The following is a 14,277-nucleotide window of genomic DNA, read 5'->3' as shown; positions in this document are numbered from 1 at the left end:
ACCCGAAGGCACTTGTGCTATCGATGCGAGAATGCAAATAACGTATGTTTGTCTATAAAAACACAAACATGCTAAACTTCCATCACTATGGCGAACTCCTTTTCCTATGTTTTTCCTGCGATTCGAGGGGTACAGGCAGGGCGTGAGTACTACGTCTCCATGTGCCCACTTCGCCTGCTTGCCAAGTTGTTCGAGTTCGACAACGAGGAGCTGATGCCCGAGCTGAGGGCTCAGCGTACTCTGAACCGTGCTCGTATCCCGGATATTGCTCGCTACATCATCAGCAATGCTGATAGCTATACGTTTTCTGCCATTACGGCATCAATTGATGGCGCCGTGTCATTCGAACCGGTTGCTCAGGACAGTGCCATCAACTTCCGGATGGGGACCCTTACGGTCGATATGCATGCCAGGTTCATCGTGAATGATGGCCAGCATCGCAGAGCGGCAATTGCACAGGCCTTACAAGAGGCTCCAGAACTCGCTGATGAAACCATAGCGGTTGTGTTCTTTCTTGACCGAGGGCTGGAGCGATGCCAGCAGATGTTTGCGGATCTTAACCGCCATGCCGTCAAGCCATCGTCCTCGCTGGGAGTTCTCTACGACCATCGAAGTGCCGCCGCAAATGTGGCAAGACATCTCAGTCTAACGTCGAAAGTGTTCCATAACCTGATTGAGTCAGAACGCTCATCGTTGTCAGGTCGTTCACGGAAGCTGTTCACTCTCAGCGCACTGCACTTTGCCATTTTGGAGATGCTTTCCGAGAAAGAGCTTGAGGACTTTACGGCTTCTTCCAAAAAGTGTCTGGAGTACTGGGAGGCAGTAGCTGCCCATTTCCCGGAGTGGCGATATGTCCGAGAAGGGAAAATGACTGCTGGTGAAGTCCGACAAGACTTCATCCATTCCCATGCAATTGTTCTGCAAGCATTGGGACGCGCAGGCAAGTTTGTCTACCAGGAAAATTCTGGTGATCTGGCCCAGATCCTGAGCAAGCTCAGAGAAATCGACTGGTCGCGGAAAAATATTGAAACCTGGGAGGGGCGGGCTATGATCGGTGGCCGCATGTCCAAGTCCAGCCAGAACATCACATTGACCTGCAACGAAATCAAACGCGTCCTAGGCTTAGCCTTGACCGTAGAGGAGCAAGATGTTGAGACGGCCTTTTTGGCAGTCCGCACGGCTCCTAAGCAATCCAAACGAGGCCTTAAGTGAGCACGCCTGTTGACACTATCATCGCGGAAATCCAGACCCTGTATCAGTCGGATTCCATCCCCTGGATTATTGGCTACAGCGGAGGCAAGGACTCAACAGCCTCCTTGCAGTTGGTCTGGAAAGCCGTTGCACAGTTACCGGCATCCAAGCGAACCAAGCTTATTTATGTAATCAGTACCGACACCTTGGTTGAGAACCCGGTGATTGCCTCCTGGGTCAGCAACTCTTTGGAGTGCATGCGGCATGCGGCTGACGCGCAAAACATGCCGATTGTGCCGAATCGATTGGTTCCTACTTTGGAGAACCGTTTTTGGGTGAGTCTGATTGGCAAGGGCTACCCTGCACCACGTAATCGTTTCAGATGGTGTACCGACCGGCTCAAAATCAGTGCTTCCACCAAGTTCATCCAAGAGCTATCAGAAAGCAATGGCGAGGCGATTCTGGTTCTTGGCCAACGGCGCGGTGAGAGCAATGCACGTGACAAAGTCATGGATACCTACAGCGGGAGCACGCGCGACCGGTTGAGTAGGAACAAAGATCCGCGCCTGTCACGTGTATGGGTATACCTGCCGGTAGAAACCTGGACTAGTGACGATGTATGGGAGTACCTGATTACAGATGACAACCCTTGGGGAGTCAGCAATCAGGAGCTGTTCCATATTTATCGCGGTGCAACGCAGGATGCCGAGTGCCCGATTGTTGTGGATACATCGACTCCAAGTTGTGGCGATAGCCGGTTTGGTTGCTATGTTTGCACGATGGTTTCACAAGACAAGTCGATGCAGGCGATGATCCAGAACGATGATCAAAAAGCCTGGATGCAACCCATCCTCGATTTTCGTAATAAGCAGCTGACTACTGTCGATCGTGATGTGCGCGATTTTCGCCGCATGAGTGGCCAGCTCAAGGTACTGAATGGTTCTCTCATCCATGGCCCGTACTTGCAGTCCAAGCGTGTCGAGCTGCTACGTGAGCTCTTAGCAACCCAGAAAATGGTGAAGCAAGCGGGTGACAAAGTTGGCTACCACAATGTGGAGCTGATCTCACTGGAAGAGCTGGAAGAAATACGCCGTATCTGGGTGGAAGAAAAAGGCGAAATCGAAGATTTACTACCTGGCATTTACGAATCGATCTATCAGCAGCCCTACCCAGGCAAGGAAATCGAGTCGGTTCCGTTGGACACAAGTGATTTCGAATTGCTCAAGACTGTAACAGAAGAGCTTGACCCGGAAGCGGCTGAAACCTTGTATCGCTTGACGCGCAGTCTGTTGGCTGAGCAATTCCAGGCCCAACAGACCCTGAAGCGCTCCCAGCATCTGGATCGTCTGGAGTCGATTTTGCAGAACAATGCATTCCGGACGGAAGAGGAAGCATTGGCATTTGCCATGAGTACCCAGCAACAGGAAAGCAACGAACAGCAGATTGATGAAGCAAGCGACGACGACAGTTCAGATGCTTCGACAATACTAGCCTGAGCAATAACATGGCAAAAATTACATTTACTGATATTTCCATCGAAAACCTGGGGCCATTCCGCGAGCGTCAGACCTTGCCACTTTCCGTACGGGACGGCAAGCCGGTTATTTTGATCAAAGCACTGAATGGCAGTGGCAAGACGACCTTACTGACCGCCATCCAGATTGCACTGTATGGCTACAAGGCAATTAATCTGGCTCGGAAGTCAGAATACGATCAGCTTATCCAGAGCCTGTTAAGACAAGATGCTGTGGGTAATGCGGCTGTTGAAGTTAATCTGCTTGTCGAAGTGGGAGGGAGGCAGCAGCCTGTTGCCGTACGGCGCGAATGGAGAGCATCCGCAGGGAGTCTGCAAGAAAACATGACAGTAAGTAGCCATGGAATGATAGACATGGCTTTTACAGAGAGTTGGGATGAATTTATCAATGGCATCCTGCCAGCGGAGTTAGTCCAACTTTTCCTGTTTGATGGGGAAAAAATTGAGGCGCTTGCCAGCCCGGACCGGTTACCCGATCTGTTGCGCCGTGCTACAGAGGTCTTCTTGGGTCTGGGTGGAATCGACTCGTTGGCAACGGATCTGAAGGCAGTAGAGCGGCGAACCAATCTGCGTAACAAGGAAAGCAGTGGTGAGCATGCCAAGCTACGTGAAGATGCTGAAAAGTTTGCTCAACAGCTTGAGGAAACAGAACAATCCATCACTGTTCTACAGCAGAAAAGAGCTAGCCTGCAAAATACGCTGGATGCAGCCACGTCAGAGTTGGAACACTACAAGCTGGATGCCCAGCGTCAGGGCCTGACAGCCTATGAACAAGCTGCAGAGTTAAAGGCGGAAGTTGATAGCGCGCGGAAGCGAAATGAACAAGCACAGGCAGAATTGATCGATGCGATAGAGCATCCATTACTTCCCCTAACCTGGCTTGGTCCGTTGTGGGACAAATATAAGGCCCAATGGGATGTTGATCAGCTGGCGCAAAATGCTACTTTGCTTGCCAGTGAATTTGAAAAGCGCGATAGCCGTTTACTACAACAATTGCCTTTGCCCTCCACTGAGAAACAGCGTTTAGCCGAGTTGTTACAGGCAGACTTGCTGAAATTCAAAGCAGAAAATGTACGCCAACCGGTATTGCAAGCTGGTGGTAATCCCCATGAAATTCAGCCACGCCTGGAGCAGGCCGTCTCATCGCTACAGCAATGTGTGGCACAGGTTGCCCAAACAGAATCCACCCTATCCAAGGCTGAACGCGCGGTTGGGAAAATACCTGCAGAGGCACAGCTCTCCAGTGTTCTGGGTGGCTTGCAGCAGCGTGCGCATAAGGTTGCAAAAACCGAGTCAGACTTGCTCGTACTAACGGCTAAGCTATCAGAGCTACAGACCTATCGTATTCATACAGAAACACGCCTGAATGCGGCACACAAACGTTTGCAGGAAGAGTTCAAGGATAAAGCCCTGGAGCAGCATGGTTTGCAAGCCGCTGGGCGGGCGAAAAAAGCGTTGTTGGTTTTCCGTGAACGGTTACTGGCCAGCAAAGCCGCTTGGTTGTCTGACATGATCACGCAATCTTTCCAGCAACTGCTGCGCAAGAAGCGGCTGGTGGCAAAGGTCAATGTCGATCCAGACACCTACACGGTTTCCATTATCGATACCGCAGGCCATATGCTCCCGATGGAACGGTTGTCGGCTGGTGAGCGGCAGATTCTGGCGATTTCGGTACTTAGTGCTCTGATTCAAGAGAGAAAAGGGCGCTTCCCTGTGGTGGTTGATACCCCACTGGCACGCTTGGATCAGAAGCATCGTGAGTCACTGATCAATAATTTCTTCGGAAAAGTCTCTCATCAGGTACTTGTGCTTTCTACTGATGAAGAAGTGCATGGCCCAGCCTATACAGCGCTACAGCCCTATATGGCCGCGTCGATGGGCCTGGAGTTTGATGAAGTGCGACGTAGCACTTCTGTTGTCGCTGCGGAGATTTAAATGATACAGATCGATCGAATTAGATTAACAGCAGTTGCAAAAAATCAATTAATTACGCTGAAGCGCAAAACAGGCATCAATCATTACAATACTTTATGTAGATATGCATTCTGCTTGTCATTAGCTAATGAGGCTATCCCTCCTATTGAAAATCTTAATTTCAATGGTGGGATCGATATTGACTGGCGAACTTTTACTGGAGGGAATGAGGTATTATATCTCAACTTACTTTTGCTTCGAGGAAAACAAGATGGTATTGCCTTCGATGAGGAATTATCTAAGAAAATTTTATACAATCATATTCATCGAGGGCTTTCATACTTGGTCAGTATGTCAGATACAGAGTTGCATCAAATGATTACATTGCGTTGCGCTTCCTAGCTAAACAGATCTTTCTTGAATTCCAGTAATGATGGATTTTTTTGATTCTAAAATTACGGATGCAGAAAACTCAAATTTTTTCTCATATTGCGTTACGCTTGAATTCCAGTTGCTTCCTCCTAGTGTGCTTAAATAACCTTTAATATCATTGAAAACCGAACTGGCATCTGTTGTTGAAATGGATCCAAAATAATGTGTATAAATAAGGTGATTTCTAATCGAGTTTAATTTATTGAAACAATTCTCCCTTTGTGGGTCCGCGGCCATGCCGTTGGCTGATAGTGCGGCATAGCTAGTCATTAGATGTATCTCATTTTTTCCATTGTAGCTAATTTTAAATTTTGGAGCGCTTGGCGTAAAATTTATTAAATCAAAATCATCACATAGGCTCATAAGTAATAAATCGGCTGATCTATGACAGAGAAGAATCGCCAAGCTATAATTTGCTTCATAAAAACGCAAGTTTGCCTGAAACATGCAATAGGCAGAGGCCTCATTAATTGCATTTATTCTATCGGATTTGTTTATTCCGCTGAATTTTCTTAGAATACTGGCATGCATTTTCATGTGGTTCAGCAAGTTGGAATGTGCATTTCCATTTCCATCGAATTCTCTTTCCCAGTTCACGATAAAATTATTAAATTTTACTGTATTGTCTGCCGTACTTAACCACCACTTTTTATGTGTATTGACCACATTTGGTAGAGAAAAGGGAGCCTCCCATAAAAATGGGTAAACAAAATCTTCTAAGAGAGAGATCTTTTCATCGAGAAATTTTTTAATGTCTAAATTTTTCTCTTTAATCTCTTCTCTCAGCTCTTTTATTACATCGCATGCAGTTTTAATTTGCCAGGATTTAAGTGCATGATTTATACGCCTAATGAGAAATGCTGGCCTGCTTGGCAACCGCTCCCAAAGGCTAAGGTAACCATTCTTTTCTGCGGCGTATGCAATACAGATATCCAATATGGGGTACAGATCCGGTGAGATGACATAAATTTTTCTTGGGAAAATTGCATTAATTTTAATGAATTTAAAAAAATCAATCTCATCTGCGCTTTTAACAATATATATACAAGACTGAGCGTTTGGTTTATTTTTATCCCAAACTGTTATTAAGTTTAAGGTTTGCATAAACTGTAAGGCACTCAAATCAATATTGAATTGTATTTTTCTCAACTTGTAAGACATTTGCAAGTTCGGCAACGACTTGTTTCATTCTTTCTTCAGTTAAATCTCTAATTTTAGTTTCAACAGCTTTTCTGTCATTTATGTCATTCGATAGTTGTTTGCTTTGGAGTCCAATATAAACTTCTGTGGAAACTAGTTCTGAAAGATTTTGTTTGGTGTCCTTAATTAGCTCATCACTGAGTTTGCCAAGATAGTCTTGCAGTTTGGTATCCGCATATTTATGCAATACCTCATCAACAGATTTTCTATCAAAAGAATCAGAGTATTCTTTTTCTAGATGATCTAGAAATGTTGTCTTAGTTATCTCATGCAAGAATGAGATTAATAAGATGTGGCACCAAGCATCTTTGCTCCATGCCGAAGAAAAATTAACTCGCTCATTTTTCCACAACATTCTCTTGGTATAGGACCTTGTCGGGGATAGATAATTTTTATCAATCGAAAAAATTAGTATTTCAAAGGCGGAGATAAGCGCAGTAGCGATTGCAGTGGGAGAAAACTCATATCTACCAAGTAATTGATTTAAATTGATCCAGGATCTAACTAACCCTTGCTGGAATGCATGCAGCAAATATACATGGTCTGATGGTGAGATATTAACCCAAGATTGGAATTCATCTAAGCAAACGCGACAACGGTCTTCAAGTATCTCCTTCTCTGAATAGATGTACTTCGATAGGTAGTCTTTTTTTAATGAAGCAAACCCTGCATTATGCTCCATCTCTAATTTGTTAAGCTTTTCAAAGGCAGCTCTAACTGTGGTTTCAACTCGAGAGTAAGGACTTGGGTTGCGAAGTAAAATATTTAGACTAGGAGTTAAAATATTAGTGATGGACTCTTTGACACGATTGTCAATGATATCAATGCCAATAGCCTTGTCTTCAATTTGACTAAGATCGTAATTCTCACCATTGTAATCCATACTAATAGTAGATAGCTGCAATATGCTTCCAGCAACGCCAGCTTCAAAGAAGTGATCTTTTAATACATCAAATATAATACCAATAGTGGTTAGTGCTGTATTTCTGGTTCTTTTCCTTGTTAATTCGTCAATTCGTTGGTTCCACTCAAGCAGGTGTAGAGCTGAAAAGCCAGTATCATCAATTTTTTTCAACTCATCTGCAAATTCGCGGACGGCCATCGCCGAATATGAGTCGTCCTGTAGAAGGATGATGAAGTGGCCACTAACTTTTTTCTGTTCTAAGTTTACACGAACAAATAGCTCTCTAAAGTCGTCAACCATATCTTGTTGTGAGATACTTTTATCCGCTGATGGGCTGAACATGATACATAGTGGAACCTCAACATCTTTCAATATGTGGCTGTTAGCACCTTTGTGTATTAGGTTAAGTGCAGCGAGTCTATGTTGGCCATCTAACACGACTAGTTTAACTTTTTTAGGATTTAGTCGAAGTTGTGCCGCAAAATCAAAATAGCGAATTTCCCCATAATTTTTACTTGAATAAACTCGATCTGATTCATCAGGGTCGTCTGTTATTCCAAAGCTAAGTTCAAATGCATTCTTGTCCCATGTTGAAATGAATGATTTGTTATTTATATCATCGTCATTAATAAGCTCACTATGTTCTTCATATTGCTTTTTAATTTTGTTGGTTTCGTCAACAATTACAATGCATGCGAGAAGAGGTGGGAAGAATACAATTTTTTTCTCACTCTGCATTAGATAGTCATTGGCAATTGCTCTCACACGGCTTGAATCAATGTCTCGTTGGATTAGCTCGTCAAATTTTATCGTGTTTACATTGAATAATTCTGACGCTGTAGTAAGAGCATCTAACTGATCAATTGGCAAGCTAGCCATTATATAATTTACAGGATAGCTCTTTTCTGTCTTAAATCTGCCGAATCCCCCGCGAATGACTGTTGTCATTTTCTCAATTGTTTGAAATTTAGTCATTTTCATAATTGTATTCCGATTCTTTTATTCAATGTAGTCTATAGGGCAAATGTAGGAATTTCCATTTGACTTGCTTCTACACGAAATTTATTAGTTATCATTAAGTTTATTATTGAGTCGCCATCCAAGAGGACTATTGGAATGGCTCCACTTTGTATGGATGCAGAAATTGCACCGCTTGAAAAATTTGAAGTAGTAAAGAAGATGCCTTGCTCAAATTTTCCTTGCGTGGCACCTCTAAATTTGTCGATTTCGTCCCGGTGTACTGTGTTTTTTTTCCATCTTTTGCATTGAAATGCCACATTTAAATGCGCTAGCCCTACGCGAAGTTTTCCATATCCGTCGATACCTCCATCCTTGCTAATATTTGTGACCTCGACATCTTCGAAGCCGTATGCGAGCATTAGTTCTCTAGCAAAGTGCTCAAATTCAAGTGGAGAAAGTTCTTTTAATTGGATGAGCATATGCTCTTTGAATAATGAAATATAATTTAAGTGTTTATTCCATAAATCAATTTCTGCATCCAGTAAGGGATTTTTTTCTGAAGCGAGGCCATCGTTGTGGTTTTTATGTTGGAGTGGCTCAGCTTTACAAGTTGATACGGTTGGATTGGATAGTGGTATATACGTATTATTGCCAACGATTTCAAAGTGTTTGGTTGCAGAAGCACTTGGAAAGTCAATTCCAGCACAATGTCTTCTTATTTGCATAAGAACTATGTGTTTTGGATCTTTGGCTTGGAATGGATAAAGAGACCTAGCAACAATTAAGTTGTAGGCCTCTCTGGCTGTTAGGGGTTTACCACTTTCGCGCATGACCAATTTGATTGCCTCTACTATGGTCATAGGTGATTTTGACATTGTAGATACCTTCATGGTGAACGCTATCAGCAGAACAATGCTGTTGATAATTTTAAAAGCAAAGTTATGCCGATGGCGTATTCACTGTGATTCTGTCGCTACTTGAGTTGTATAAAATAAAAATTAGGAATACCCAAAAATCTAGAAAAGTGGGAAAAATCTAGATATTCGTGGGATCCTACAACCTTACACGTCGATGTTCCGCGCGATCAGCGCATTGCCTTCGATGAACTGCCTGCGCGGCTCTACCTCGTCGCCCATCAGGGTGGTGAACACGTCGTCTGCGCCCATCACGTCTTCGATGCGCACCTTGAGCAGGCGGCGCACGGTCGGGTCCATGGTGGTTTCCCACAGCTGTTCCGGGTTCATCTCGCCCAGGCCTTTGTAGCGCTGGATGTTCATGCCCTTCTTCACTTCGGCCAGCAGCCAGTCCAGCGCTTCGCCAAATTCCGCCACGGGGCGCACGGTTTCGCCGCGCTTCACTTGGGCGCCCTGGCGCAGCAGGTTGTTCAGCAGGTCGCCGGTTTTCTTCAGCTCGGCGTAGTCGCCGCTGTCCAGGAAGTTTTGGTCCAGCACCGTCACCAACACGTTGCCGTGCAGCTTGCGGATGATCTTCACCAGGTGGCCGTCGTTCTTTTCGTCGCGCAGCAGCTGCAGGTCGATGGTTTCGGCCGGCAGCAGCGCTTGCAGCGCGGCGACGCAGGCGGCGGCTTCAGCCTGGCTTTGCAGCGACAGCGGGCCGCTCTTCAGCATGGCTTCCAGCACCAGCGGGTCGATCACGCGGCTTTCGCGCTCTATCACCGCGCGGGTCAGCAGGAACTGGCGGGCGATTTCGGCCAGGGTGTCGCCGGCCAGCGGGGCTTCGCCTTCGGCCGGGATCAGCTCGGCTTTTTCCAGCGCCAGTTGTAGCAGGTACTGGTTCAGCTCGTAGTCGTCCTTCAGGTAGCGTTCCTGCTTGCCGTGCTTAGCCTTGTACAGCGGCGGCTGGGCGATGTAGATGTGGCCGCGCTCCACCAGTTCCGCCATCTGGCGGTAGAAGAAGGTGAGCAGCAGGGTGCGGATGTGCGCGCCGTCCACGTCGGCGTCGGTCATGATGATGATGCGGTGGTAGCGCAGCTTGTCCGGGTTGTATTCGTCCTTGCCGATGCCGCAGCCCATGGCGGTGATCAGCGTGGCCACTTCCTGGCTTTGCAGCATCTTGTCGAAGCGGGCGCGTTCCACGTTCAGGATCTTGCCCTTCAGCGGCAGGATGGCCTGGAATTTGCGGTCGCGGCCTTGCTTGGCGGAGCCGCCGGCGGAGTCACCCTCCACCAGGTACAGTTCGCACAGCGACGGGTCTTTTTCCTGGCAGTCGGCCAGTTTGCCGGGCAGGCCCAGGCCGTCCATGATGCCTTTGCGGCGGGTGATTTCGCGGGCTTTGCGCGCGGCCTCGCGGGCGCGGGCGGCTTCCACGATCTTGCCGCAGATGATCTTGGCGTCGTTCGGGTTTTCCAGCAGATAGGTTTTCAGCGCTTCGCTGATCACTTCGTTGACCACCGGGCCGATTTCGCTGGAAACCAGCTTGTCCTTGGTCTGGCTGGAGAACTTGGGGTCGGGCAGCTTGACCGACAGCACGCAGGTCAGGCCTTCGCGCATGTCGTCGCCGGTGGTGTCCACCTTGGCCTTTTTGGCGACTTCGGCTTCTTCGATGAACTGGTTCAGCGTGCGGGTCATCACCTGGCGCAGCGCGGTCATGTGGGTGCCGCCGTCGCGCTGCGGAATGTTGTTGGTGAAGCACTGAACGTTCTCTTGGTAAGAGTCGTTCCATTGCATCGCCACTTCCACCGTCATGCCGTCTTTTTCGCCAATGCCGTAAAAGGTCTTGGGGTGCAGCACGTTCTTGTTGCGGTTCATGTATTCGACAAAACCGGCCACGCCGCCGGAGAAGGCGAAGTTTTCTTCCTTGCCGCTGCGCTTGTCCAGCAGCTGGATGCCGACGCCCTGGTTCAGGAACGACAGCTCGCGGATGCGCTTGGCCAGGATGTCGAAGTGGAATTCGATGTGGCCGAAGGTTTCCACGCTGGCGAAGAAGGTGACTTCGGTGCCGCGGTGGCTGGTATGGCCGGTGACGGTGAGCGGGGCCACCGCGTCGCCGCGGCGGAATTCCATTTCATGCACCTTGCCGTCGCGCCAGATCTTCAGCTTCAGCCAGTCGGACAGCGCGTTCACCACCGATACGCCCACGCCGTGCAGGCCGCCGGAGATCTTGTAGCTGTTGCTGTCGAATTTGCCGCCGGCGTGCAGGATGGTCATGATGACCTCGGCGGCGGAGCGGCCTTCTTCCGGGTGGATGTCGGTGGGAATGCCGCGGCCGTTGTCTTCTACGGAGACGGAGTTGTCCGGGTTGATGGTGACCTTGATGGTGTCGGCATGGCCGGCCAACGCCTCGTCAATGGCGTTGTCCAGCACTTCAAACACCATGTGGTGCAAGCCGGTGCCGTCCTGGGTGTCGCCAATGTACATGCCGGGGCGCTTGCGCACCGCATCCAGGCCTTTAAGCACCTTGATACTGTCCGCGCCGTATTCTTGTTCGCTCATACTCACACTTTCCAAATGGCGGCGCTCTGGCGCGGCGGGGGTGGTTTCCCGCTGCTGCCGGCGCGCTGCCGGTCATTCTTAAACCCGGTTGGGAGGCCGCGGCCTCCCGCTCACATCACGGTGTCGCGCTGTCAGATGCGCATCGGCATCACGATGTACTTGAAGTTGCTGACGTCCGGAATGGTGAACAGCGCGCTGCGGTTGGAGTCGCCAAACGCCAGCTGCAGGGTGTCGGTCGGCAGGTTGGTCAGCACATCCAGCAGATAATTGATGTTGAAGCCGATTTCCAGCGTGCCGCCCTGGAAGGCGATTTCCAGCTCTTCTTCCGCTTCTTCCTGTTCGCTGTTGGTGCACAGGATGGACATCTTGCCCGGCGCCAGCACCAGGCGCACGCCGCGGAATTTCTCGTTGGCCAGAATGGCGGCGCGCTGCAAGGCGTGCAGGAATTCCAGGCGTTCGATCAGGAAGATCTTTTCATTGTCCAGCGGGATCACGCGGTTGTAGTCGGGGAACTTGCCATCGACAACCTTGCTGATGATCACGGTGGCGCCGAAGCTGAAGCGCACCTGGTTGGCCAGCACTTCGATCTTGATTTCGTCGTCGCTGTCCTGCAGCAGCTTGTACAGCTCGATGATGGTCTTGCGCGGCAGGATCACCTCGGCCTTGGGCAGGGTGGCGGTGACGTCGGCGCTGGCGAAGGCCAGGCGGTGGCCGTCGGTGGCCACCAGGCGCACCTGGTTGCCGTCTGTCTGCATCAACAGGCCGTTCAGGTAGTAACGGATGTCCTGCACCGCCATCGCGTATTGCACCTGGGAGATCAGGCGCTTCAGTTCGCGCTGGCTCAGCGTGAAGCTGGAGTCGCTGGCGTTGCCCACCGACAGCAGCGGGAAGTCTTCCGCCGGCAGCGTCTGCAGGTTGAAGCGGCTCTTGCCGGCCTTCAGCGTCAGGCGGCCGCCGTCCAGCTGTTCCAGCGTGACGGTGGCGTTGCCGGGGATGGCGCGCAGAATGTCCTGCAGCTTCTTGGCGGACGTGGTCAGACGGAAGTCTTCGCCCGGCAGTTCGTCGGCGCTGGCGGTGGTGATCTGGATTTCCAGGTCGGTAGCCAGAAAGCCCACCTGGCCGCCCTTTTTCTCGATCAGGACGTTGGACAGGATGGGCAGGGTGTGGCGACGCTCGACAATGCCGGTCACTGCCAGCAGGGGCTTGAGCAGGGCATCGCGTTCGGCTTGCAGGATCAGCATGTGGCGGGCTCCCGTTGAATGGTGAAGAGTCGGTTCATGGTTGAATTATCAGTTGCGCAGCATGGCCAGCAGCGTGTCGTAGTCGTGGGCGATGTCGGCGTCGTTGGCGCGCATTTCATTGATGGTTTTGCAGGCGTGCAGCACCGTGGTGTGGTCGCGGCCGCCGAACGCGTCGCCGATATTGGGCAGGGACAGCTGGGTCAGCTCCTTGGCCAGCGCCATCGCCACCTGGCGCGGCCGGGCGATGTCGCGGCTGCGCTTCTTGCTGTGCATGTCGGACAGCTTGATCTTGTAGTACTCGGCCACCGTCTTCTGGATGGCGTCCACCGTCACCTGGCGGTTGCCGGCGGCCAGGATGTCCTTCAGCGCTTCCTTCACCAGCTCCAGCGTGATGTTCTGGTTGGTGAAGCGGGCGTAGGCCACCACGCGCTTGAGCGCGCCTTCCAGCTCGCGCACGTTGGAGCGCACGTTCTGGGCGATGAAGAAGGCCACGTTGTGCTCCAGCTTGATGCTGTCGGCCTCGGCCTTCTTCATCAGAATGGCCACGCGCATTTCCAGCTCCGGCGGCTGGATTTCCACCGTCAGGCCCCAGGAGAAGCGCGAAATCAGCCGCTCTTCCATCCCTTCAATCTGCTTGGGGTAGCTGTCGCAGGTCATGATCACCTGCTTGCCGCCCTCGATCAGCGCATTGAAGGCATAGAAGAATTCTTCCTGGGTGCGGTTCTTGCCGGCGAAGAACTGGATGTCGTCAATCAGCAACAGGTCCAGCGAGTGGTAGTAGCGCTTGAATTCGTCAAACGCCTTGTGCTGGTAGGCGCGCATGATGTCGGCCACATAGCGTTCGGCGTGGATGTAGCGGATCTTGGCCTGCGGGTTCTTCTGGAACACGTGGTTGCCGATCGCCTGGATCAAGTGGGTTTTACCCAGGCCGACGCCGCCATAGACGAACAGCGGGTTGTAGGCCTGGTCGCCCGGGTTTTCCGCGATCTGCATCGCCGCCGCGCGCGCCAGCTGGTTGCCTTTACCGGTCACCAGCGTGTCGAAGGTGAACGAGGGGTTCAGGCGCGTGCTTTCATGGCTGCCGCCAATGGCCTTCACCGCCGCCTGCTTGGCGGGGGACGGCGCCGCTGGCGCGCTGGCCACGGCCTTGGCTGGTTCCTTGGCCTTGGGCAGGCTGCTGGCCGCCGGTTGCAGCGGCTTGGCCGACGGCGCGCCCAGGCGCAGCTCCACCGGGCATTCGCCGATCAGTTCCACCGCCAGTTCCTCGATGCGGCCCAGGAAGCGGTCCTTGATGAACTGCATGATGAAGCGGTTGGGCGCGAGCAGCGCAACGCCCTCGTCGCCGGCTTCGGCGGTGAGGGGTTTGATCCAGGTGTTGAACTGTTGCGAAGACAGTTCGGCTTCCAGGCGAGCGAGACAAGCAGGCCAGAATTGATCCAGTTCGGTCAT

At 50.6% G+C, this 14,277-nt stretch carries 10 protein-coding genes; 4 read left to right on the top strand and 6 right to left on the bottom strand.

Annotated features, from left to right (window positions below):
* Nucleotides 1–87 precede the first annotated feature (87 nt).
* The 4 genes from dndB to dndE are packed head-to-tail and all read left to right on the top strand — an operon-like array spanning nt 88 to nt 5,041.
* The gene (gene dndB / locus U6115_RS00050) at nt 88–1,212 is read left to right on the top strand and encodes a DNA sulfur modification protein DndB (protein WP_043571648.1); all 1,125 of its coding nucleotides are present in this window, start codon (nt 88–90) and stop codon (nt 1,210–1,212) included.
* Nucleotides 1,209–2,687 (top strand): DNA phosphorothioation system sulfurtransferase DndC, encoded by a 1,479-nt coding sequence (gene dndC / locus U6115_RS00045; protein ID WP_043571650.1) that lies wholly within the window; start codon nt 1,209–1,211, stop codon nt 2,685–2,687. Before dndB ends, dndC begins: the two co-directional genes overlap by 4 nt.
* A gap of 8 nt (nt 2,688–2,695) precedes the next feature.
* Nucleotides 2,696–4,660, top strand: a complete 1,965-nt coding sequence (gene dndD / locus U6115_RS00040) for a DNA sulfur modification protein DndD (RefSeq protein ID WP_043571652.1) — start codon at nt 2,696–2,698, stop codon at nt 4,658–4,660.
* A complete protein-coding gene (dndE, locus tag U6115_RS00035; protein WP_080770128.1) occupies nt 4,661–5,041 on the top strand; it encodes a DNA sulfur modification protein DndE in 381 nt (126 codons plus the stop codon).
* Here the strand turns inward: dndE and U6115_RS00030 are convergent, their stop codons facing one another.
* From U6115_RS00030 to dnaA, 6 genes are all read right to left on the bottom strand, one after another.
* Nucleotides 5,042–6,232 carry a hypothetical protein gene (locus tag U6115_RS00030; RefSeq protein ID WP_146008412.1) on the bottom strand — a complete coding sequence of 397 codons (1,191 nt, stop codon included), beginning with the start codon at nt 6,230–6,232 and terminating at the stop codon, nt 5,042–5,044.
* Nucleotides 6,195–8,156 (bottom strand): ParB N-terminal domain-containing protein, encoded by a 1,962-nt coding sequence (locus U6115_RS00025; RefSeq protein WP_080770129.1) that lies wholly within the window; start codon nt 8,154–8,156, stop codon nt 6,195–6,197. The genes U6115_RS00030 and U6115_RS00025 overlap by 38 nt, the downstream gene beginning before the upstream one ends.
* Nucleotides 8,157–8,188: 32 nt before the next feature.
* Nucleotides 8,189–9,010 carry a restriction endonuclease gene (locus U6115_RS00020; RefSeq protein ID WP_193603932.1) on the bottom strand — a complete coding sequence of 274 codons (822 nt, stop codon included), beginning with the start codon at nt 9,008–9,010 and terminating at the stop codon, nt 8,189–8,191.
* 186 nt (nt 9,011–9,196) lie between these two features.
* Complete coding sequence (gyrB, locus tag U6115_RS00015; RefSeq protein ID WP_043571655.1) at nt 9,197–11,587, bottom strand: DNA topoisomerase (ATP-hydrolyzing) subunit B; 2,391 nt, start codon at nt 11,585–11,587, stop codon at nt 9,197–9,199.
* A 131-nt stretch (nt 11,588–11,718) separates the two neighbouring features.
* A complete protein-coding gene (gene dnaN / locus U6115_RS00010; RefSeq protein ID WP_043571657.1) occupies nt 11,719–12,828 on the bottom strand; it encodes a DNA polymerase III subunit beta in 1,110 nt (369 codons plus the stop codon).
* A gap of 48 nt (nt 12,829–12,876) precedes the next feature.
* The gene (dnaA, locus tag U6115_RS00005) at nt 12,877–14,277 is read right to left on the bottom strand and encodes a chromosomal replication initiator protein DnaA (RefSeq protein ID WP_043571659.1); all 1,401 of its coding nucleotides are present in this window, start codon (nt 14,275–14,277) and stop codon (nt 12,877–12,879) included.

It is taken from the genome of Chromobacterium subtsugae, from assembly GCF_035919665.1.
Lineage (GTDB): Bacteria > Pseudomonadota > Gammaproteobacteria > Burkholderiales > Chromobacteriaceae > Chromobacterium > Chromobacterium subtsugae.
This window is presented reverse-complemented; position numbering and strand designations above follow the sequence as displayed.